This window comes from Metabacillus litoralis (genome assembly GCF_020524045.1).
Classification (GTDB): Bacteria; Bacillota; Bacilli; order Bacillales; family Bacillaceae; genus Metabacillus; species Metabacillus litoralis_C.
The window spans coordinates 47,804-71,832 of sequence record NZ_JAIVKL010000018.1; the positions used below are offsets into that span (position 1 = coordinate 47,804).

Consider the following 24,029-nt stretch of genomic DNA (forward strand, 5'->3'; position numbering starts at 1 on the left):
GTTGACTTAAAGATAAATCATCACATCCTCACTAATTTATTCAAGTCGTTATTAGTTACATAATAAATAAAAGGCTTGGGGTCTTAATTCTTGCTTAAGACCCTTTTTACAATCCCTTGTTTAGGCTTACTTTTACCCAATTTAATTAAACTTATATCATAGATGCTAGTTTTAGAAGCACTTCCCCATCTCCAGCTTTCACAATTCTTCAATGAGTCCAGTCTTAACTCTAGTGTTATATTTTTTCGTTTTGGTTTTATATTAAATGTTAATACCTTTTCATTACCATCTTCTGCGATATCTTCCTTATATAGTTTTTTCCCATCAAGTTTTAATTGATATTGGATACGACCTACATTTTTTGGTTTACAGTACGGAGAATGAACGGTAACATTCAATGCGTACTCTGTTCCAGGCTCAACATTTAGTTGAACTCTAGCTGTAGAAAAGTCTCCTTTTTTAGGTGCATCTAAATCAGATAAACGAATTCCAATTTTATTAGACTTATGTGAAAGAATTACCTGCTCATTTAAAGCACGGTCCTGGCATTCTATTATAGCCTTTGAAAGGTCTACTTTTTCGAGATCATCAATTTTCATCATATTCATCGCATTTTGCATAACTTTGAAGTTTGATTGTAACTCTCTATTCTCTAAACGCAACATAGTAAGTTCTTTGAGTAATGCTTGCTCATTCACTTTGTGCAGAGATTCTTCTCTAGGATAGTGTCTATAGATGTCTTTCTCCCTCTTAACACCTTGTTCAAGCAACTGAACAGCAAATTCATAAGACTTAGAAGATTTCTCTTTCTCACGAGCAACATATTTCATTATACTATCTGACATTTGTTCTTTATTTGCTTCTAAATCTTTAAATGTTTTAATAGCATGATCAACATCGAAGTCAAGATCTAATAAATATTGATCCATATGAAGGTTTTGATAATGTGCTAATACTTTATCATCATAGTTAAAACCAATGGATGGTACACCAAAAAGGTTAGCTAGGATCGAACCATGAAGTCTCATCGATATAGATAATCCTGCATTCTTAACAATGCTTAGAAATTCTGTGTAATCACCCTCATGCTCATAAACAAGTGTACGAGATTGATTACTCATAAGCTCCTGAACTTTTCCGTGAATCTTATTATCATCTGATTTCCCTTTTCCAAATTGGTAAGGTAGAAATAAAATAGTATAATTACTGTCCGCTAGAATGGAATCTAAATAACGAGCCATTTTTTCTTCGAAGTTGACTGGATTATCCTTCCAATCCCTCATGGTTAGAAGTATTAAATTCTTAGATTCAATATTGTACTTTTTAAAATAGGCAGCTGCAGCTTCATCACCCGGATCATCAAGCATATAGGTCGCATCTGAAGTCTGATTTACTTCTTTCGTTAAACCAGGAATCGATTCTAGTAAGTTTTTAGAGTACTCGTCTCTTACTGTTACGACACTCATTTGATTTACCATGAATTTAGCAAACTTACGTGCCTCTGGATTAACAAGTGGTCCTACACCTAAAGCAAAATACATACTTGGCACTTCATATATATTAGCCATTGTTGGTATAGTCCCCATTCCTGTCAATCCGTGAGTGAATCTATCAAAGAAATCAGGGACACCTGCAGCTTTATTAAAAGTATAATCATTTAATAATCCACCCCCACCATAGATGAGAAGATCAGCCTCTTTAATATATTTATCCATCCGGTAAACATCTGTTCTTGGTAGACTGTAAAACCCTTGCTTCAATGTAATTGGTCTACGATTAAAGCCTGCTACCATGATAAGAGTATTTGGGTATTTTTTCTTGATATTTGTGCTTATTGCTTCTAGAATCAAGTCATCTCCTGTATTTAGTGCGCCATAGTAACCTTGGATGATAACCTTTGCAGCTTTTTCTTTCGTACCATGTAATTCATTAATTTGCTCATATCTACCTTTAGATAACTTTGTTTGCTTTGAATTAATATCGTTTTGAATTTGTGTGAGCAAATCCTGCCATCTAGTTTCCCACATATGATGCTTAACTAATTTTTCAAATCCTCGTCTGCGTATCATCTCAGCTTCTTCAGGATGGTTAATATAATATTCAAGCTTCTCTTTTAAATCTTCTGCATCTTTATATCCGATAATCTCTTTCCCATATTCAAAAAATAATTCCATTTCTTCAAAGATCTCTGTACAAAGGATCCCACCATTTGCAATGGATTCAAATACACCGATCTTAAGGTTCGTAAATCCTGCTCTTGTACCTGGGAAATTTATATGGAATTTCCCAGCTCTTGCAGCTGAGTAGAAATCTTCACCGCTTACAGGGAATGAATTTGGAATTTCCCAACCTGTTCCATATACCTTTACTTCAAAATGCTCATCCAAATAATTCATCATCGAATTACGATCAGGGCGATTAAAAGCATTTCCAATACATATGACATCTGCTTTCCAATCTGGTCTTTCTACGGCCTCTGCTTCAATAAAGCTTCTATCAATGGCAAATGGCCAATGAATTGTATTATTGATGCCTGCTTCTTTGTACATCTCCAAGGCTTCTACGGCATTTGTTGCATGATAATCGAAGCGATGAGCAAACTTTTTCGTACCAGGGAATACATCAGGATCTGATAATGTAATCCCAACTAAAATATAACCTTGATCCTTTAACCACTTGCTGTCTTCTTCAGAGAATGTATATCCTCCTGCATTACAGACAATGATTTGAGGATCAAATTGTTTCAACAAAGGTTTAATCAAGTCTAGCTTGATTTCAATTGGACCAAACCCACCCGTATGTCGATCTGGATTATGAATTACGACTGGGAAGTCATCCGTATTAAAATCAAACACGGTATGTCCTAGATTTTCTAGTGCTTGTTTCATTCTACTAACGATATCCGTTTTACCAAAAGCATACCGCCCAATGTGTAAAATTCGAAAATATTCCCCTGCTAATATCTTCTTTTCCCTTAAAAGTTCTCGTTGCTGTTCCACTGAAGGTAAATTTTGTCCCATTTCCTACCAGCCCTTCGTTAGTATATTATTTATTATCAATAGGGGAACACCCTATATTTAATTCAGTAATCCTAAATCAGTATAATTTATTAAGTGCAATCAGTCATTGGAAGTTGCTACTAATGTTACCCATTTCTTAATAGTTTCATCTAGGTCAGAAGGCAAATGTTGTTCATATAACTGATATATTTGATATAAGGTTTCTTCTGACTCTTTTCGCTCTTCTTCTTTTACTAATTCCAGCTTTTTCATATACCAATTTTTGAAATAGTACTCAAACCGTAGCTGCATATATGCATGTAAAAGATGATTCTTCTCTAAGAACAAGATTTTTTCATCCTCTAATTCCTTATATTTCATAAAGGTTCTTGCTGAAACATTGTTAACAGCTGATCCTTCTACTCCAGCATAGTAAAGGTGAATAGTCTCATTGATTACAGTGAAGTTTTTAGCATGTAAGAGCACATCATAGAAAAAGATCGTGTCCTCTCCTACTACACCTACTAACATTTTTAAATCCTTCTCTAGTAGTAGCGTTCTTTTAATTAACATCGCTTGAATACTTTGGACTTTAAATGATGTTTCAATGAATAATTCACGGCTATCTCGATTGCCGAAAATATCTTTAGTTGGATATTTCTCTTTCACTGCCTTATAGTAATCAACAAGTCGATCATTCGTATCTACCTTTATAATATTACCAATGACAACATCTACATCACTATGACAAATAGATTGATAAAGCTTAGTATACCCATCATTTATGGCTTCATTATCTGGATCCAGATAGGTAACATACTCTGTTGATGCCATTAACACGCCTTTATTTCTAGGTCTAGAAGCACTACCACTGCCACCATCTTTGTAAAAGTGGGCTTTTACATTTGGATAAAGCCTTGCTAATCGACTTACAATTTTAGGTGTATAATCATCTGTAGATCCATCATCAACTATAATAACCTCCATCTCATTAAACATAGATGATCTTCTAAGACTCATAAAGCACTTACTATATAGATGATCACCATTATTATAGGCAGCAACAATTACACTGAATTTTGGCTTAGAAGGCTCAATCACTTTAATTTCCCTCAATACATTTAACTCAAGACTATCAATACTATAACCAGGTTTTTCAACCTTTAAATTCTTGATATTTAACAGTTCTTCCACACTAAAGTGAGCTAAAGAAAATAGTGTCCTTTTATAATCACTCACTCGATTGACATAATCATTTTCAATTCCAGCTATTCTATTTAATCCACTAAAATAGGAATCCTTTGTTATGAAAGTAGAATTTGTATATTTAAACCCATTTATCATATCTTCCAAATAAAACTCGCCATACTCATATTCATCTGACATAAAGGCAATATAATCAAAATCGCTATATTTTTCATTTAGTTGGTCAAGTGTAAGCAAAGTCTTCATTTTGTATGTTTGTCTATTATACTGCTCAATCATTTGATCAGATAACTCTTCACACACAACCGCGACGCTTTTATCAAAAATAAGGTCTTGTTCAAAACCTATATTTTTTAATAAAGACGCTAAGCGATGATATGTAGTATGACTTCGAAGCACTTTACGAACACCAAACATTTGTAACTGGTACTTTTCTAATTCACTATAATGATTAAGTATAAAATCCACTTCATTACTATTAAATATCATAAAGACATTAGGAAATAGATTATTTACCCCTAAACTATAGTTGGATAAAATGAGATTGCCCATACTTTGAAGCTCATAAACTCTACTTGCAAACATAGTCATACTTTCTTGGATTGAGTTTAAATTGATCGACCAAGTGTAAAGTTTGGATAAAAGCTGAAGCATATCATGTTGTACTGCAGGTGATACATATTTCAAGTATTCTGTAGGAAACAAAAAGCTTTCAGAGTCTCTACTATAATTTCTGTCAATAATTTTTAAATCTTTACCTGCAGTTATGACACCATCAAATATTTTTCTAGTATCCTTTTGACGATTAGGATATTTCCGATACCACGATCCAGCAAATACAACCTTTTGGTCTACATTATGTTTGTGTAATCCAATTGGGTTATTATATGTTGGATTTACACCAAACTCTAATAGGAAGACCTGATCATTTTTACAATCTCTTTTATAGTGAGGGATTTTTTCAACAGCAGTAGTAAAGATATAATCACACTTACTTGCTATCTCTACAAAGAATTCATAATTGGTCGGATCTTCTTTAGAGTAGAAAATGGTCTTCTTATTTTTAGACTGAAAATAACTTATTACTTCAAACATTTTTGAACGGACTTTTTTATTTTTAAGGTTCCCTAACCCCACCCATTCATTCCCTAAACCTTTCCAAGCAGAGGCAACTAATAGTATGGTTACTTCTTTTTCTATCTCCTTGTAGTTTTCAGGAGTAACATAAAAGAAATTGGCAGTATTTTCATAAGAGTGATATAAAAACTCATCCATGACAATCCCAATATTTAATTCAATCTTTGAATAATAGCTAGATCCATTACTTTTTGGGATATCACTAACATATTCCTTTAATTGTTCAACAAATTGCTCATCAGCCACTTTACTACGTATGTTTCGATATGACTCTAAATCTACAGGTTCTGGTTGGTCTTTAAATAAGCTAGAAACATTTAATGATATGCCTTCAGAGACTTTTAAATTTTCAAGGTCAGATGATAATAGTTGGTCTAACTCATTTATTCGATTGTCTAATTTTGACAGCCTTTTTTTTATGTGTTTAGAATCCATCTATTTTCACCTTTTTCCTTTGAGCATTCTCCATAGTTTAAAAGCAACTTTTCCTATGAAGGTCTTCTTAATCCTATCGACTTGATTCTTAAGATGTTTATAGCTCTTAAGTATCTTTTCATGTTCTTTTTTCAATTTATTATAGGCGTTAAGAATTTCTTTTTCTTTTTTATATTGCTCATACAGCTCCTGCTGTGTTTTAACTTTTATAATTTTTTCATCAAGGAACTTTTTATAAACATCTTCATCATCCGAAACTCCCTGTGTCTTTCTCTGTGTTTTCGCTAATGTCATCTGTTCCTTCCGAAGAAAAGCTTGTTCTAACTGTTTTAAAAAAGGTAAATCAAGTGTTTTCTGACTAGAAATAGTCTCCGTTTTTTGAAAAATAACCCCTATCCAAGAACCCTTGTACTCAATTTCAGTTATAGAAATCAGAGGCTGTTGAATTTTAAGAAATTCATGAATATAAAATGTTCTTTTAAATTCAGAAGAATCATTTAAACCAAAGGGTGTTGTCACGATAACCCTTCCTTTTTCATTTAATAGGGAAAAGGCTTTGTGACAGAAAGTATCAAAATCAGCTATTTGTTCAAGTATTCCCCCAAGTAAAATGGTATCAAATTTGTTGTTGAATTCCCGCTTGAAGAAGTTACTCTTTTCAAACATAACATTATTCCTCGTGTCTTCATCTTCATCTTTTAATCTTATTAAAGCTTCGTTAATAGCCAAAGAAGATGTGTCAATACCGAGAACTTTTTTGTACTCTCTTCCCAACTGAATAGAGGTATAACCATTGGAACATCCTACGTCTAATATATGGGTACCTTGAACTTGACTCAGCAACCAATTTTGACTTTCTCTGTAATCATATTCAGATCCGAATGCAATTTCAGTGTAGACATTATTCTTTTTTTCTACCATCAAAACTTCTCCTTTGCTTTAATACCCGAATACCACAAGAGCACCTAATATAACGACTGGAGCTAGCATTAAGAAATTCACAAGTACCTCTCCTTTATGAGAGACCTTATCTTCTAATTCAGCTTCCTTAGTTACTTCAATATATTGTTTCTTAAGGCTGTCATTCTTCACCTTCAATTTTTCAGCAGCAGACAACGCCTTGATGTCTTTTGTAAACAAATTATATTCTTTCACTACTTCCGCTGAAGGCCCCATTGCTTTCATTTCACCATAATGCATCCATACAATCCGATCACAGAAGGCTTTCATTTGACTAGCAGAATGACTAACAAAGAAGATTGTTTTACCTTGAGCCTTGAACTCGTTCATTTTATCTAGACACTTATTTGTGAAAGTTGTATCTCCAACTGAAAGTGCTTCATCAATAATAAGGATATCTGGGTCAGTATGCACTGATATTGCAAACCCAAGTCTAGATCTCATACCACTAGAATAATTCTTAACTGGTTGGTGAATATAATCCGCTAGTTCAGCAAAATCAATGATGTCTTGTCTAATCTCATCAATTTGTTTAGGAGTTAGACCATGCATCATACACTTAAGCGTAATATTTTCCATACCGGATAAATTATTATTTAAGCCTGCAGAAATTGCTATTAAAGATGGAGTACCATTAAGTGTAATCGTTCCTTTGCTTGGTTGGATTACTTGAGAAAGCAAATTCGATAAAGTAGATTTACCCGATCCATTTAGACCTAGTATCCCAATCGTTTCTCCTTCTACAGCTCGGAAGGTAACATCCTTAACAGCAGAAAAGTATTTAGTGTTTTTTTCTTTTTTCTTAAAAGAGAAAAACTTCAAAAGCTTATCAGCCGGCTTAGTTTGAGTGGAATACAATTTATATACATTCTTAACTTCTACTTTATAGTTCATTTTAATATTAATACCTCACATTATCTTTTATAGATAATCCACAAAATTCTCCCTGAAACGCATGTGTAACTTTGCTCCAAAAAATAAAAGGATTAGTGTAAATACCCAAAAGTATAAGGTGTATGTTGGATCTTCAAAAAACCAACCTTCACCAAGAAAAGAATCTCGAAAACCATCTATTAGATAATAAATTGGATTTAACTTTAAGATATTACTTAGAATTTCTGGTACATTTCTACTCTCTGGGTTCCACAATATCGGAGATAAGTATAACAACATACGCATCATGGACGATAGAAAAGTTTGATAATCTCTAATTATTGTAGAGATAGTAGAACTAAACAGCGAGAAAGCAAAGATAAAAATGATCGTACAAATGAAATAATAAAAAATTTGAATCCAATGAATCGTAACAGGAACACCGCTTAGTAGAAGTAATGCGATTAAAATCACCATTAATACTAAGAAATTAATACTATTACTTACAATCTTAATTGTTGGTAGCAAACTTACAGGAAAATTCATTTTGGATACCAACGAGACTTTTTGATGAATACTGTTGGACCCCTGAATCATAGATGGACTAATAAAAAACCATGGAATTAAGCCCATCAAAAGCCATAAAATATAAGGTATTTCACCAACAGGCTGTCCCCCACGGATCCCAATTCCAAATACTATCCAGTAAATCATAATTTGAATTATCGGGTTTAGAAATTGCCATAGAGTACCTAAATAATGATTTTGATAGGCTCCCTTTACTTCAAACCTAGACATTCTATATATTAAGTTTATATGCTTGAATTGCTCTGATAAGATTTCTATAACAGGCTTGAACATAATTAAGCTTCCTTTTTCATGGTTTAGTTGATAAATGAATAAAGATTTCCGAAATTAGCAATTTGTAAATCTTGGTTAGAACTACTTACAATATTTCTTGTATCCAAGACTATTGGTGTATTCATTTTGTTGTATTGTTCACCAGAAAGATCTTTAAATTCATTATGATCTGTCAAAATTAAGATCAGATCTGATCCAGTAAGTGCTTTCTCAAGGTCTGATTCAACAAATTCCATCTTAACATGAGGATCATATGCAACGACTTCACAACGCAGGTTCGCTCTTAACTTTTCAAAGATCTCCATTGCCGGACTTTCTCTTATGTCATCCACATTCCCTTTATAAGTAAGACCAAATACAGTAATTTTCTTTCCATTATTTTTGGAAAGTAACTTTAATGCTGATTCAATAACGTATTCTGGCATAGAGTTATTAATATCTCTAGCAATTTTTATCATTTTAGATGATTCTGGTGCTTTGGCTATAATAAAGTAAGGATCTACTGCTAAGCAATGTCCACCAACACCTGGTCCGGGTGTATGCAGATTCACCCTAGGGTGTTTGTTTGCCATCTCAATTACTTCAAGAGCGTTAATTCCTAATTCATTTGAAACCTTCGCTAATTCATTAGCTAGAGCAATATTTACATCACGAAATGTATTTTCCATTAACTTCGACATTTCAGCTGTTCTTGCGTTTGTTTTAATAATTTCACCCTGTACAAATGTTTCGTAAACTTCTGCACCTTTCTCAGTACAAGCTGGTGTAACACCACCTACAATTCTGTTATTATGAATTAACTCATGCATAATTTTACCAGGCAATACTCTCTCAGGACAGTGAACTAGGAAGATATCCTCTCCAACCGTAAAACCTGCCTCTTCTAACCTCGGCCTTACGCTATCGTCCATCGTTCTAGGACCAATTGTTGATTCTACAATTACAGTATTGCCTTTTTCAAGATATGGTATGATGCTTTCTGTTGCAGCTAGCACATAAGTTAAATCACAAGATCTATGTTCATCATCGTTATTAGGTGTTGGGACAGCAATAATAAATGTATCAGCCTTTTCAGGTGATAACGAAGCTTTAAAGTTACCTCTTTGAATAACTTCTTCCAGAGCTTCTTGTAAACCAGGTTCTTCTATATGAATTTGACCATTATTTAATGAATCAATTACTCGTTGACTAACATCCACACCAACCACGTCAACTCCGTATTTAGCAAACATAATTGACGTTGGTAATCCAATATAACCTAATCCTATTGTACAAATTTTCATTTTTTGCATCCTCTCTTATATAAATACAATTAGAAATTCCGATATACATTTAATAAATTTCCCTGCTCAACTTCCCAATTATACTTTTCTCTAGCCTGAACACAATTCCCACTAAAGAAGTCTCGCTTTGCTGAATTCTGCAATAAATCATTTACTGCCTTAGCAATCTCATCAGGGTCATGTGGATCAATTGCTAAGCCTATCTTATTTTCAATGACGACTTTTTTAATCTCTGGAAAATCACATGCTACAACTGGCACTTCACTCATCATATATTCAAATAATTTATTTGATGATGCTGAATAGTGGTTAAAACATACATTATTTAAAACTTGGAATCCTAGATAAGCATTTCTAGTATATTTCGGTAGATCCTGAAGTGGCACTTTTGAAATGAACTTTATTTTATCTTCTAAGCCCTTTTCTTTTACCATTAGCTGAAGTTCATCCTTAATCCGACCATCACCTATTAATACAAGTGTTCCTTCATTAAATTTAGGAAAAGCCTCAATCAACTTGTCTAAACCTCTACCAGTCTGTATCCCACCTTGATATAGTAGAATCTTTTCATCCTCTGGTAAAGATAGCATCTTATGCAAGTTAACCTTTTCCTTATTGTGTTCTACCTGCTTAAAAGGATAATTATGAAGAACATAAGGGTAAAAACCGTATAATTCTTCATTGTATTTAGCACGTGTGTTATTCTCTACAATCATCGAATCTATTCTTTTAATAAAGAAGTGCTCAAATTTTTTATACCAAGGATTCTCATATCCGGTTCTACTAGTCTGCACTTCATGTGAGTCATAAATTAAGGTTTTTTTCTTAAAACGCCATTTCGCACTTATATATCCTTGTGGTAATGTATTTAAATCATTCGAATGGTAAATATCATAATTCCCACTATACCCCTTAATTATCATCCTTAAGATTAAGGAGCCTCTCACCCATATGACTCTTGCTTTCGTTTTTAGTAGTACTCCAGCAATAACAGTTATTATCAACATAGTAATAGGCAGAAAGTACAACAAAATCGCCCATATTATAGCTAAAGAAATTAACAACCACTTATTCTGTATAATTGATTGCATAAACGTTAAAAGTGTTGGATACCTTTTAAGTCTATAAACTCTAAAGTGTTCATTATATTCTTCATATTGCTTAACATTTGGATCTTTAGGGTCATCTATGCAGATAAGTTCTACATCATAACCGTTCTGGGAAAGAGTTGTACACTCTCTAAGAACTCTTGCATCATTTGTAAAATGATTCCAAACAAACATACCTACACGTTTCATAATTTAATTTCCCTCTTTACCTTCTTTTAATAACCCATAATGAATATTCTTTTTGATCCTTAAACTCACTATTGAGCTACAACTATTATTAAAAAAGAGCTCAAAATATACTAAGTGCCCTTTTTTTCTATATCCTTCGTATTAAATTGATTAAATGTGTCCCTTATTGAAAAAGAGATACTTTAACTTTTAGAATTTGGATAGATTATATTTGGTTAGCATTTAATAGTCCCTTTATTTTAATTACCATTAATATCCAATTCATTTACACATAATCTCAGCTAGTATCATAATCTATTCTACCACAATAGTACATTTTACGATAAAAAATACCATATTTCAAATAAAGATTTCAATGTTTATGACAATATTTGTCTACAATTCACAGGTTATATAAATAATTTAAAGAATGACACCTTTAGCATTATGAAAAATATAAAAAAGCACTTCGAATTGAAGCGCTTTTTATAACCTAAATTTTTTTCATTTTTGTTCTAAACCAATTTCTGAACTTAATCAGAGAATTTAACTACTTCCTTCAAATAAGCTATTACATCTTTTCTTAAATCCTCACGCATCATCGCAAAATCAAGAGTAGCTTTAATAAAACCCAATTTATCTCCTACATCATAACGGTGTCCATCAAAATGATAAGCAAGTACTCTCTGTTTTATAGACAGTTCCTTTAATGCATCTGTTAGCTGTATTTCTCCACCAGAACCAGGCTTAATATTTGCTAAGATATCCATTATCTCAGGCTTTAATATATATCTTCCTAAAATTGCACTATTTGAAGGTGCCGTTTCAATAGTAGGCTTCTCTACCATATCTTCTACTTGATATACATCTCTCGATAATTCTTCTTTACGATACTTAACAATTCCATATTTCGAAACATCATCTTCATTTACTTTTTGTACTCCGACTACTGTACTCTCATATTGATCATATATATCAATCAACTGTTTTAGACACGGAACTGAATCAGATTGAACGATATCATCACCTAACATTACAGCAAATGGTTCATCTCCTATAAATCTGCGTGCACAATAAATAGCATGCCCAAGCCCTTTTGGTTCTTTTTGTCTAATATAATGAATGTTTGCAAGCTGTGAAATTTTCTGGACTTCTTCTAGCACCTTCCACTTACCTTTATTTGCCAATGTCTCTTCTAGTTCATATGATTTATCAAAGTGGTCCTCAATAGCTCGCTTCCCACGACCGCTCACTATCAATATATCTTCAATTCCCGAAGCAACTGCCTCTTCAATAATGTATTGAATCGTTGGTTTGTCAACGATAGGTAACATTTCCTTTGGTTGTGCTTTTGTAGCCGGTAAAAACCTCGTCCCTAAACCTGCTGCAGGTATAATTGCTTTCCTAATTCGCATTCGTATCCCCCTTTATTAATCCTATAATTACCTCTAAGTAATAGTCCATCTAAGAATTTAATAAAACATATACTACATATACTCATTTTAACGTAACTTAGCATAGAAAAATAAATTTCAAACGAAGTTTTTATTAAAAATCACATACAATCCCTTCTACATACCAACAGTTATAAAGAAATAAATAGAAGAACTCTCAAATTGCACAACCAAAGTGCTTTATCACGATGTATAAGCAATTCTAAGAAACAAAAAAGGAGACCGCTCTTCATAATATTTGAAGAACAGTCTCATCTTTCATCTATTCACATTATTGCTAATTCCCGATTCAGGCATCACTTCCGTGAGAAGATTAATGAAAGATGGATAAAAATATTCAAGAACTAAAATAATATAAAAAATTTATACAAAGCCAATAATGTTAAACATTTTCTCTAATTATTGTCTTTCGACCCACAGAAGCATATGTAATATCTAGTTTTTTCATATCTTGAAGACTATAACAATTCCTACCATCCACAACATTAGGAGTTTTCATTAATTCCTTATATTTACTTATTGTAAAAGTCTTGATTTGTGTCCATTCGGTAGCAATAAATACTAATTCTGTATCCTTTATTGTTTCTTCTATTGTCTCATTATAATTAACTAAATCACCAAACACCTTTTCAACATTATGTCTTGCAATTGGATCGAAAACATTGACAATCGCTTTATCCTTGATAAGCTCTTTTATTAATATTAACGATGCTGCTTCCCTGATATCATCAGTATTTGGCTTAAATGCGATACCTAGTACCGCCACTTTTTTATCTTTAAATGATGATCCAACAATTCCCCTAGCCTTTTGTAGAAGTAGGAAAGGTTGTTTATTATTCACTTCAATAACGGATTCCAATAAGTTAAAAGAATGTTGTACGTGTCCTGCTAGTTGAACTAGAGCGTTTGTATCTTTAGGAAAACATGACCCTCCATATCCCAAACCTGCTTGTAAAAAATCCGAACCTATCCTTCGATCCATTCCGACCGCCTTTGAAACATCTTCTATATTTGCTCCAATTTTTTCACATAAGTTCGCAATTTCATTAATAAAACTAATTTTAGTTGCTAAAAAAGCATTTGAAGCATATTTAATCATTTCAGCACTTTCAATATCTGTATGTACAAATGGGAGATTAAAAGGTCTATAAACATCTTCAAGTAATTTAGCGGCAGATTCATTTTCACTGCCAATCACAATCCTATCACCGTTAAATGTATCGTAAATTGCTGTCCCTTCCCTCAAAAATTCAGGGTTTGATACAATATCTACTTTTAAATCTGCGTTAGCATCTTCTTCAATCCACAATTTAATTTTATGGTTTGTACCAATTGAAACTGTACTCTTTGTCACAACTGTAACCTTGTCTTTTTTTAGATATTTGCTGATATCCTTAGCAACTTTTTTTACATATGATAAATCAGCTGAACCATCACTGTTTCCAGGCGTACCAACAGCAATAATAATTATATCCGGGTTTGAATATGCTATATTTGGTTCAAATGAAAAGGTTAATCTTTCATTTGTTTGATTCTTTATTATCATTTCTTCCAATCCAGGTTCATAAATTGGAGATTTGCCTTTCATAAGGGTCATAACTTTTTCTTTATCAATGTCAAAACAAACAACCCTATGGCCTATCTCCGCCAATGATACACCAGTTACTAACCCAACATAACCTGTTCCAGCGACTGTAATATTCATTTAGCCTCTCTCCCCCAAGCTTGAATATAAATTTATAGTCACACTAAATTAAATTAACTGTGACCATTATTTAACTTAGTATTCATTTTAACGCAATATTATATATTACAGTTTAATCCATCGTTAATTTTTCATAAATTTTAAGTGGATTACTTTATATATGAAGTAACTTATTTTATGTACTAAATACCGGAGAGAATTCGAGGTTATTATATTCGATGGAATTTTTATTTATTACTATAAGTGATTTTAGTATATATAATCCTCACCTTTAAGGCAGGATCTAGTATTTAAATTAGACCCTACCTTACCATTACTTACTCTTCTGCAACAACTCAATCTTCTTCTTCAATTTCTCATTCTCAGCCTTCAGCTGGCTATTTTCTAATTTAAGATCCTGAACCTCTTTTTTAAATTCCGTGCTTTCTTCTACATTTTTTGCTTCTTTTTCGTTCGAACAACCTATAGTAAACGTTAGTAATGCTGTTGTAATTAAAGTAATCGATAAAAGCTTCTTCATTATTCATCCTCCAGATTTCAATCTTCTCCACTTAGAAGTGAAGAAGGGCCTGACATCTTAGAGATGCCAGTCCCTTCTATTTTAAGCTCTTCTACGTTTTTGTACAACGAAGATTCCAGTTGCTCCTAAAAGTAAGATCCCAAAACCAAACATTAACATATTAAAGATGTTTGTAGCTGTGTTTGGCAGTTCAGCTTCTTTTTCACCTTCTGGCTTCACTACTGGTTGTTCTTCATTTGTTGGTTTTCCACTGTTTTTCGGTGCTTTATTATTGTTCGGAGCTTCAACACTGTCTTGTGTTTCATCGCCGTCTAGAACTTCACCATTATCTGGTGTTTCACCGTTGTCAGGTTTCCCACCATCGTCTGGTGTACCACTAGCAATTTCAAATACACCGTAGATACTAAAATGAGTCACTTGTGCAGATACTTCATCCGTATCTTTATTGTATGTTGCTCGAATCACTTCCTTCTTTTCGCCATTCTTGTCAATAAAGACAACATGGAGTAAATCCAAATTCTCAACTAAGTTTGGATTTACATCAAAAGTTAACGTAATTGGCGTTGCATCAAATTCACTAATTTTTTCACCATTAGAGATGATTGTGAAATCATAAAGCTCACTTAATGCATCACTATTTTTATTTACTACTGACTTTGAGACTTCCCCAAAGTTAAATGTGACATCTCCATTTGTTAACAGGAGAGCAACTGGTATTGATGCTTTTGCCACTCCATTTGTTAGTTGAATTGAACTATTTTTATCTAGCTGTTCGAGTACTTCTTTATTAATTGTGAATGACTTAGCAGGTTGATTGAATACATAACCATTTTCAGTTACTACTAAATCTTCTTTTTGTGAAATTTCTTTTTCTTCTGCTACAGGTGATTCTCCGTCTGTTGGCGTTTCGCCATCTGTTGGAGTCTCTCCGTCTGTCGGCGTTTCACCATCTGTTGGTGTCTCTCCATCTGTTGGTGCTTCACCATCTATCGGAGCTTCTCCGTCTGTCGGTGTTTCACCGTCTGTTGGTGTCCCTCCATCTGTCGGTGTTTCACCGTCTGTCGGTGTTTCTCCGTCTGTTGGCGTTTCACCATCTGTTGGTGTTTCACCATCTGTTGGCGCTTCTCCGTCTGTTGGTGTTTCACCGTCTGTTGGTGTTTCACCATCTGTTGGTTGTTCAGCAACAACAGTCGTAAATGTTGTTACATAGTCTTCACCGATTGTCTTACCTGCATAATCGGCAATAGATCCATTGATCACAACTTGATAAGTTGCGCCTTGCTCAAGTGGTTGGTTTGGTGTGAATTCAAACCATCTTGATAGACGTTTTGATGTATCCTCAACATAATCAAAGTAACCATCTGCACGTTGTGATTTTTTGTAGCCAGCTAGATTTTCAAATGTAAATTCTCCATCTACTGCTTCACCTGTTGCAGAATGAATTACCTTTATGTTGTTTACAAGGTTTTCTTGATTCATTAAGCGATCAAAGTCAATCTTAATCTTACTATTTACTTCCACATCCAAAGAATCTGCCGCAGGTGTTACACCTGTAACAATTGGATCTTCTGTTCTTACTAATGGTACATTTAATTCTGTTTCTGGCGGTGGTACTGTCACAATACGGCTAGTGTACGTATTATATTTATCTTTGCTAAAGATAACACGCCATTCCCCTTGTGGTACGTCCCAACCATACTTACCATCTTCTTTTGTTAGCTGTGGATTGATTTGACCAAAGTCATGTGCGTTCCAGTTTTTCCATGTGTTGTTTACTTTTTGCTCAACAACAGCTGTTACTCCTGGTAGCTTGTTATCCATGCTTCCTTCAAATACAAAGCCTGATGGATCAATTAACACGATAACCTCCATAAGTGGAAGCTTAATTCCATCAAATTCGATTTCCATTAACTGTTCACCATATGAACTCCAGTCTCCTGGAATATGACCTTGGAATGTTAAACCATCTTCTGAAGTCAATTCATACTCTTCACCAATAAAATGGATTTTCGCATTTTCAACTGATTTATCAAATTTCACTTCAAAGTCTATTTGAGTGAATTCAACGATTGCAAATGTAGCTAATCCAGTATATGGATTTGGTTTAATATCCTTATTCCATCCTGCATTGATTGTTACATCTTCAACCTTTGGAATTGATGGTTCATAAGAAACTTCAATAGGATTCGTTACATTTGATGTTTCTCCATCAATAATTTTTGCATATAGGTTATGTTTGCTTTCTTCACCTTTTGTCACAGGAAGAGAGATATCTGCATACCACCAACGACCTGAAACAGTAGTTGTTGCAAGCTTCACATTTCCATCATAAATCTCAACTTTAACATGATCACCTGATTTTGCTTCACCGTAAACTTTTAACGAAGATGATGCTGTTTTTTCAGGTGCATTGATTGTGACAAAAAGAACATTTGTTGAAGCTGTTTTCACAAATTCCTTATCGTTTACTGATAAAACGGAATTAGCTGAAACAACAGAGTTAACATAATCTGCAGCAACTTCTACTTCAAAGGTAATTTCGCCTGTAGCACCTGCAGAAATGTCTGTAAGATCTACTCCTTTGTTATAGTTGTATGGCTCACCATTAACAAGAACAGATTCTTTAATGATTGAAACACCTGTTGGTAATTCAAACTTTACATTTGCACTAGCAACTGTTTCATCACCATTGTTTTTGTAATCATAACGATATTTAATCGTTTTTCCAGGAACAACCGTACGAGTTGATGAAGCAAAGAAGTTTCCTTCACCTGTAAAGTGACCTTCTTCTTTTTCTTGTAAGTAGAAGTTGTAAGTTGTAACATCTGTATTTACTTCTTCTTCAATGTTTGGAGAATCATAGCTCTCTGTTTTAAGAATATACGTACCTTCTTGAACATTACGGATTTTGAAATATCCTTGTGCATCTGTTCTTGTCCAGCCAGCATATTGTCCTTGCTCGTCGTAAAGAGAAATATAGACGTATGTTGCTGGTGTTACACGATCTTCTTTAAAGAGATTTCCTTCAATATACTTTTCTTTTTGCAGTTCAACTTTTCCTAGGTTAACTAAACCTTCAGCGAAGTCAGATTCATTTACTGAAATAACCTCTGTTTTATAGCCTGTCATGCTAATTTCAACAGTCAGATCTTCTGTTTCAAGACCACCTATTGTATAGCTTCCTGCTGACACCTCGCCATAAGCATAAGAGTTATTTCCATACACATAATAAGAAGCACCAAGACTTGAGTCTGTATCTGCATCTACAACTTCTAGCTCAATTTTTGAACCTTGCTCTAGTGTAATAGTAATCTCGTTATGATCTTTATTGATAGCTATCTCGCTATTATAAGCCTTGTACGTTTCTGCTCCTATGCTTACATAGTAGTCATCTGCATACACAAAGTTTTCAAAGCTATATTCACCATCTACATTTTCAATGCCCCATTCGTAATATGAACCTTCTTCATAGTTGAATGCTTCTGCAATGGTTGAACTGTGAAGTGACAAATACTCTAATTGAGTAATTGGTTGACCATTTTCATCTACAACATTAATTGTTGCAGAACCTGTTTCTTTCTCTGTTTTCTCTAATTTAATAGATATTGGGTTTAATGATTCTTTTGAAACAACAATTTCTTGAATTGTGTCTTGAATAGCTCCACGTCCATGAACAATCACTTCATATGTGCCGTATGGTAAATTAAATTCGTTAACTGATCGATAGCTTTGTCTAAATAAACCATCACTTGTTAAATCACCATAAAAGAATACATCATCATTACTTGCTTCTATACCTTCAATCGTGAACTCTAATCCTGACAGATTATCTTCTTTAGAACCAGTAGTTGCTTCAAATGATACACTAGCAACCTCTTCTGCTGCACGATTTGTTTGAAGGCTAGTATACGCTGTATACATAGTTCCGTTTGTATCTACAACTTCTAGCATAATTTCGTACCAGCTGTTTGCCGCTAAATTTTCAATTGTAAATGTAGAGTATGCTTGTAATGGTAGCTCTTGATACTCTCCATTTACAAATAAACCAACAGATTCTAGCTCTTCACTTTCAAGATCAATACCCCACTCAATCGTTCCTGTTGTATCAGTTACACTATTAACAGAAATGTAACGATCCACAACTTCTATTTCTTGATCAAAGTCTACGAATGTCCCTTGGTTCATTAAACTATTAAGCGTTACTAATGAATCTGAACCTTCACTTAGATCAAGTGGATTACCTGATAGTGAGAGGTAATTTAAGTTTATTAAGCTTTGTAGTGGTGCAATATCTTCAATGCTATTGCTAGATAAATATAAAGTTTCCAAATTCACTAGATTTACTAATGCTTCAACTGAAATAACAGCCGATTCATCTAAATCTAAGTAAGTAAGATTCGTTAAATTAGCAATTGGTGTTAAATCTTCTATTTCATTACCCCAAAGTGTTAAGCTTTCAAGGTATTTCAAATCTTCTAAAGGTTCAATAGAAGATAATGTATTAAATGCAAGATCAAGTTCAGTTAAATTAGATGCGAACTCTAATCCTGATAAATCAGAGATATTAGCATCTCTCGCATATAAATAAGTTAAGTTTGTCATATCTGACGTCATGATGTCACGGTTATAGATATATAATGTATCTCTTACTGCCGCTTCAAGATTGTCATCTACGAAGGTAACAACTTCTCCAGATGCAGGTGGTTCATTTGTCATAATATATGTTTGATAAGTTGATAGTTCAAAGCCTTCTTCATCGACAGCAGCTACTTCAATCTTGTATTCAGTAGATGGTGTTAATCCTTCTATGATATACGATGAATCTTCCACTCTTGCAAACTCTTCACCGTCAACATAGACAACATATTCTAATATTTCCTCAATGCTATCGAAAGACCAGCTAAGCTCCATGCTGTTTTCGGTTACGTTCATTACATCTAAATCAAGATATGTTTCATGAGAATAATGAACAATAACATCGCGGTCCATCAACTCTTTAATAACAGCTCTTGCTTCTGTACCTTTAGATAAATCTAATGTTGAGATACCATAAACATTTGCTTCTCTTAAGTTAGGTAACTTTGTTAAAACATCAATAGTTGCTACTTCTGTTTCATAAAGATAGAATGCAACTAGATTATTTAGCGTCTCTAGTCCATCAATAGATGTAATTGGATTTTGACCAATGAATAGACCTTCTAAATTCGTTAACTCAGCCAAAACTGATACATCTTCAATATTGTTATCATCTAAATACAGATCTTTTAGAGATGCTAGTGAGCGAATTTGTTCTAAATCTGTGATCTCATTTCCGCTCAGATCTAAATACTCTAAGTTTACTGCATATTCTAAACCATTTAAATTCGATATTTGGTTATAAGAAAGATTCAAATATGTTAATGCTTCTAAATCACTACTATACAGATCTCTGTGTGTGATACTAATTTGTTCTTTTATTGCATTTTCAAGATTTCCATCCGTAAATTTAATTAAGTCTCCAGTTGGTTCACCTAATGTCATAAAGTAATCATAGGCGGATGATAAATAGTTTCCATCTTCATCTAATGCATGAATAGCAATTTCATAACTGGATTCAGGTTCTAGTTCTGTTAAATCAAAACTAGTTGTATCTTTGTTGACAATAAATGACTCATCATTATTAATTTCAATAATGTACTCATGTAGGCGATCAACATCAGATTCATAGATCCAACTTAAAGTAGCTGAATTCTCAGTAATATCAATATTTTCAATGTACATAGAGTGATATTCATATTCCACGTCTACCTGCATACCTTGTAAATCAAGTATAATCTGTAAATCCTCTGAACCTGTTGTTAAGTCTAGATCAGTTCGATAAATAGTTAGCCACGCTAGGTTTTGTAGGTCTAATAGAGCAGAAATATCCGATACTTGTGTATCATGTAATTCCAATGTTGATAATTGGCTAATCTTAGCTAACGGCTGAATATCCTTTATTGGATTTCCATTTAACCATAATGCTTCTAGGTCTGTTAATCCTGATAAAGGAGTAATATCTTTGATTTCATTGTTAGCTAAATCAAGATATTGTAGGTTTACTAGTTTTGATAGTGGTTCTACATTTGAAACAGAACCATTATTTACCGTTAATGAGCGTAAATTTTTAGCATATTCAAGACCGGTTAAATCTTCAATTTTCTCACCGTTATAAATCTCTAAATATTCCAGCTTGTTCATGTCACTTTCATAAATATCTCGACCATATATCCCTAATTGATGAACAATTTGTTCTTTTAAGTAATGATCTGGGATTTGAACGAGATTACCTGATGGTTCCTCATCCGTTTTAACGTTTATTGGATGTGTTGCAATTACTTCTCCATCTACATCTAAAGCGTCGACACGAATTTCATAATTGGTATTTGCAGTTAAATCAGTAAATTTATAGACCCAATTTGATGTTTCATCATATTTTTCATCATTTAAATACACTTGGAATTTATCAACTTCTGTTTCACCATAATATCCCCAAGAAATATTAATTACGTTTTCCGACTTTTTATCAATCCAAATTGGAAAATCAGCATAAGGGTCAGTATATTCTACAAAAACATCTCTTCCAATTAGTTCTTGAATGACTTCATACGCTTCTGTTTCTGATGTAATGTCAATTAATATATCGGTCATCCATACATATTCAAGATTACTAAGTTCTAATAAACTATGAATGGAATTTACATTAGATTGACCAATTGATAACCCCGCTAAGTTTCCTAATTGTTCTAAAGGAGTTAGCTCAGATATTGGGTTATTATCGACATACAGGGTTGTTAAGTTGTGTAAACCACTAAGTGGCGATAAGTCTTCAATAATATTTTCACTTAAAAATAGATGAGTTAAGCTTGTTAAACTTTTTAATGGTGATAGATCAGTAAGATCATTGTTTGATCCATATAACTGTTCTAAGTTTTTAGCATACTCAAGGCCCGTTAAATCTGTAACCCCTTGGTTATCAATATCTAAATATTCTAATTTAGCTAAATCACCTTCATAAATCTCTTGTTCGTCTATGCCAAGGTTATTGCGAATAGCTTGCAATAAATTCTCATCAGGAATAGATACAACCTCACCTAATTCAAATTCCGTAACGACATATGTTTCTAGGACATCTATTATGTCTCCATCACTATTTAGTACTTTAATCTGAATAAAGTACTCTGTATCAGAATTCAATCCTTCAAAATTGTAATAATTATTTTCTGTTGCCGCTACTTCTTCTTCATTTAATGAAACAACATAAGAAAGTAGCTCCTCAGAATCAACATTCCAAGATAGTGAAATAGAATTTGTCGTTACTTGACCAAGATCAAAAGCTTGATCGTTTTCGGACTTATAATCTACATTCACACCACGTTCAAATAGATCACTAATGATCATTAATTCCTCAGAACCTGAAGAAAATGAAAAATTATTGTTGTAAAGTGAAACATATTCAAGACTAGCTACGTCTAATAAAACGTCAAGGCTAGTTATATTCGTGTTATGAAGATATAACGTTCGTAACTTTGTAAAGTTAGTTAAAACAGATATATCTATAATTGGATTATTATCAATCCAAAATGTTTGAAGTTCAGTTAAATTTGCTAGCATGCTAATATCTGAAATATTGTTGTATTCAAGATCAAGATAATTTAATTTCGTTAAGCCTGCTAATGGTGTTATATCTTCAATTTCATTATCATATATGCGCAATTCGGTAAGGTTAGTAGCAAATTCTAAACCAGTTAAATCTCGAATATTACTATAAGATAAGTTAAGATATTCTAATAATTTCATATCACTTTCATATATCTCACGATCGTAGATACCTAACTCTTCACTAATACCAACCTTTAGGTTTTCATCGTTAAATGTTACAATTTCACCTTCTGGCTCTGGAGAAATACGAACATTTTTATAAATAGAAGTAATTGTGTTTCCTTGTGCATCCACCACTTCAATCGAGATAGGATAAAATGTTCCTTGTTCTAAATTTTTAAGTGTATACTCTGTTTCTTTTGTATCAAAGAAGTTATTATTTGCATCTACCAAATAATAGTCTGCTTCGATGTCACCTGTGTATGACCAAGATATTTTTATTGTACGATCATCAATTTGCTCAGCTTTAAAATCTAATTTAGCTGGTTCTTCTTCATCATCATAATTAAAATCATTGTCATACCATACATCTATAGATCGATCTAATAGCTGTTGTATAGTCTGATAGCCATCCGAATTTTCACTAACATCTAATGATGGGACATTTATAATAGATAATTCCTGCAAACTATCTAATTCAACAAGATTATTAATAGATGTTAATTCTGTGCCATCTAAAAATAAATAGTTCAAAGATGACATATTAGATAATGCATCTATTGAAGTAAGAGGGTTATTACTTAGAATTAAAGTTTGTAAATCTAGATCTCTAAGCGCTTCTATTGACTGTATATTACTATTTTCCAAATTAAGATGCTTAAGCTTAGTTAATCCACTAATTGGACTAAGATCTGATAGATAATTTCCTTCTAATGTTAGTTTAGTCAAGTTAATTGCGTGCTCAAGCCCTACAAGACTATTAATCTGAGAATCAGCAGCAAATAGATTTGTTAGTTCAGCTAATCTCTCTTTCGTTATCGGTTCGTCATCTGAAAGTGACAAATCCGTTCTAATTTGTCGTTCAAGATAATAATCCTCAATCATGACAACATCTTGCAGTGATTCGTCAACTATTTCCGTCTCAGCAGGTTCTTCCACTACCTCTTCAGATGACGAATCTTGTTGCTCTTCATCACTTTGCTGAGTATCAGATTCAACTGAAGTTACCTCTTCTTCTTCAATTGTAATAGTCTGTTGGTTACTCACCATTTTTTCAGTATGTAAACCAGCCGCTTGGTATGTATATGTTTCACCAGCAACCACCTGCTCATCTGAAAAAGTATAGACAGTTGTTGTTCGATTATTTTCTACAATTGGTTCTAGTGCAATAGGATCAACAGAAATAGTTGCTCCATTTTTCACTAGTTCAAAACGATCTAACTGGGTTGTTTCATCTAGATTTGTCACCCATGTTAGATTTGCAACACCATTTTCCATTTCAACAGGAAGTAATTGAATGGAGTTGTTAACTTCATTTAGTTCTTCAGCAATTGTATGGGATGGTGTAAATGGGCTGATTAAAGAAAAGATAAGCGTAAAGATAGCTAATACGTTCAGCCATTTGTGTTTTTTCAATACAATTCCCTCCTATTTATTTAATATTTTTCCAACATACCTATTATAATCAAAAAGACCTATA

The 24,029-nt window shown here is 33.3% G+C and carries 11 protein-coding genes; all 11 read right to left on the reverse strand.

Going from position 1 to position 24,029, the window contains the following annotated elements:
• Positions 1 to 83: 83 nt before the first annotated feature.
• The 11 genes from LC076_RS19910 to LC076_RS19960 all read right to left on the reverse strand — a co-directional run bounded on the left by LC076_RS19910 (position 84) and on the right by LC076_RS19960 (position 23,965).
• Positions 84 to 3,020 (reverse strand): polysaccharide pyruvyl transferase family protein, encoded by a 2,937-nt coding sequence (locus tag LC076_RS19910; RefSeq protein WP_226670838.1) that lies wholly within the window; start codon positions 3,018 to 3,020, stop codon positions 84 to 86.
• A 99-nt stretch (positions 3,021 to 3,119) separates the two neighbouring features.
• A complete protein-coding gene (locus LC076_RS19915; RefSeq protein WP_226670839.1) occupies positions 3,120 to 5,777 on the reverse strand; it encodes a glycosyltransferase in 2,658 nt (885 codons plus the stop codon).
• 6 nt (positions 5,778 to 5,783) lie between these two features.
• A complete protein-coding gene (locus LC076_RS19920; RefSeq protein ID WP_226670840.1) occupies positions 5,784 to 6,698 on the reverse strand; it encodes a class I SAM-dependent methyltransferase in 915 nt (304 codons plus the stop codon).
• An 18-nt stretch (positions 6,699 to 6,716) separates the two neighbouring features.
• The gene (locus LC076_RS24545) at positions 6,717 to 7,631 is read right to left on the reverse strand and encodes an ABC transporter ATP-binding protein (RefSeq protein WP_413466014.1); all 915 of its coding nucleotides are present in this window, start codon (positions 7,629 to 7,631) and stop codon (positions 6,717 to 6,719) included.
• Positions 7,632 to 7,658: 27 nt separating this feature from the next.
• On the reverse strand, positions 7,659 to 8,471 hold the full coding sequence (locus LC076_RS19930) for an ABC transporter permease (protein WP_226670841.1): 813 nt from the start codon (positions 8,469 to 8,471) through the stop codon (positions 7,659 to 7,661).
• A 23-nt stretch (positions 8,472 to 8,494) separates the two neighbouring features.
• Positions 8,495 to 9,754: a nucleotide sugar dehydrogenase gene (locus LC076_RS19935; protein ID WP_226670842.1), complete on the reverse strand. Its 1,260-nt coding sequence runs from the start codon at positions 9,752 to 9,754 to the stop codon at positions 8,495 to 8,497.
• A gap of 29 nt (positions 9,755 to 9,783) precedes the next feature.
• Positions 9,784 to 11,052 carry a glycosyltransferase gene (locus tag LC076_RS19940; protein ID WP_226670843.1) on the reverse strand — a complete coding sequence of 423 codons (1,269 nt, stop codon included), beginning with the start codon at positions 11,050 to 11,052 and terminating at the stop codon, positions 9,784 to 9,786.
• 512 nt (positions 11,053 to 11,564) lie between these two features.
• Positions 11,565 to 12,446, reverse strand: a complete 882-nt coding sequence (gene galU, locus LC076_RS19945; RefSeq protein WP_226670844.1) for a UTP--glucose-1-phosphate uridylyltransferase GalU — start codon at positions 12,444 to 12,446, stop codon at positions 11,565 to 11,567.
• Between the two features lie 421 nt (positions 12,447 to 12,867).
• On the reverse strand, positions 12,868 to 14,190 hold the full coding sequence (locus LC076_RS19950; RefSeq protein ID WP_226670845.1) for a UDP-glucose dehydrogenase family protein: 1,323 nt from the start codon (positions 14,188 to 14,190) through the stop codon (positions 12,868 to 12,870).
• A gap of 313 nt (positions 14,191 to 14,503) precedes the next feature.
• A complete protein-coding gene (locus LC076_RS19955; protein ID WP_226670846.1) occupies positions 14,504 to 14,710 on the reverse strand; it encodes a hypothetical protein in 207 nt (68 codons plus the stop codon).
• 81 nt (positions 14,711 to 14,791) lie between these two features.
• Entirely contained in the window at positions 14,792 to 23,965 is a 9,174-nt protein-coding gene (locus LC076_RS19960) for a leucine-rich repeat domain-containing protein (protein WP_226670847.1), read from the reverse strand.
• Positions 23,966 to 24,029 lie beyond the last annotated feature (64 nt).

Excerpts from the sequence above, each read along its gene's own strand:
- LC076_RS19910 (WP_226670838.1), bottom strand. The coding sequence starts at position 3,020 with ATGGGACAAAATTTACCTTCAGTGGAACAGCAACGAGAACTTTTAAGG.
- LC076_RS19915 (WP_226670839.1), bottom strand. The coding sequence starts at position 5,777 with ATGGATTCTAAACACATAAAAAAAAGGCTGTCAAAATTAGACAATCGA.
- LC076_RS19920 (WP_226670840.1), bottom strand. The coding sequence starts at position 6,698 with ATGGTAGAAAAAAAGAATAATGTCTACACTGAAATTGCATTCGGATCT.
- LC076_RS24545 (WP_413466014.1), bottom strand. The coding sequence starts at position 7,631 with ATGAACTATAAAGTAGAAGTTAAGAATGTATATAAATTGTATTCCACT.
- LC076_RS19930 (WP_226670841.1), bottom strand. The coding sequence starts at position 8,471 with ATGTTCAAGCCTGTTATAGAAATCTTATCAGAGCAATTCAAGCATATA.
- LC076_RS19935 (WP_226670842.1), bottom strand. The coding sequence starts at position 9,754 with ATGAAAATTTGTACAATAGGATTAGGTTATATTGGATTACCAACGTCA.
- LC076_RS19940 (WP_226670843.1), bottom strand. The coding sequence starts at position 11,052 with ATGAAACGTGTAGGTATGTTTGTTTGGAATCATTTTACAAATGATGCA.
- galU (WP_226670844.1), bottom strand. The coding sequence starts at position 12,446 with ATGCGAATTAGGAAAGCAATTATACCTGCAGCAGGTTTAGGGACGAGG.
- LC076_RS19950 (WP_226670845.1), bottom strand. The coding sequence starts at position 14,190 with ATGAATATTACAGTCGCTGGAACAGGTTATGTTGGGTTAGTAACTGGT.
- LC076_RS19955 (WP_226670846.1), bottom strand. The coding sequence starts at position 14,710 with ATGAAGAAGCTTTTATCGATTACTTTAATTACAACAGCATTACTAACG.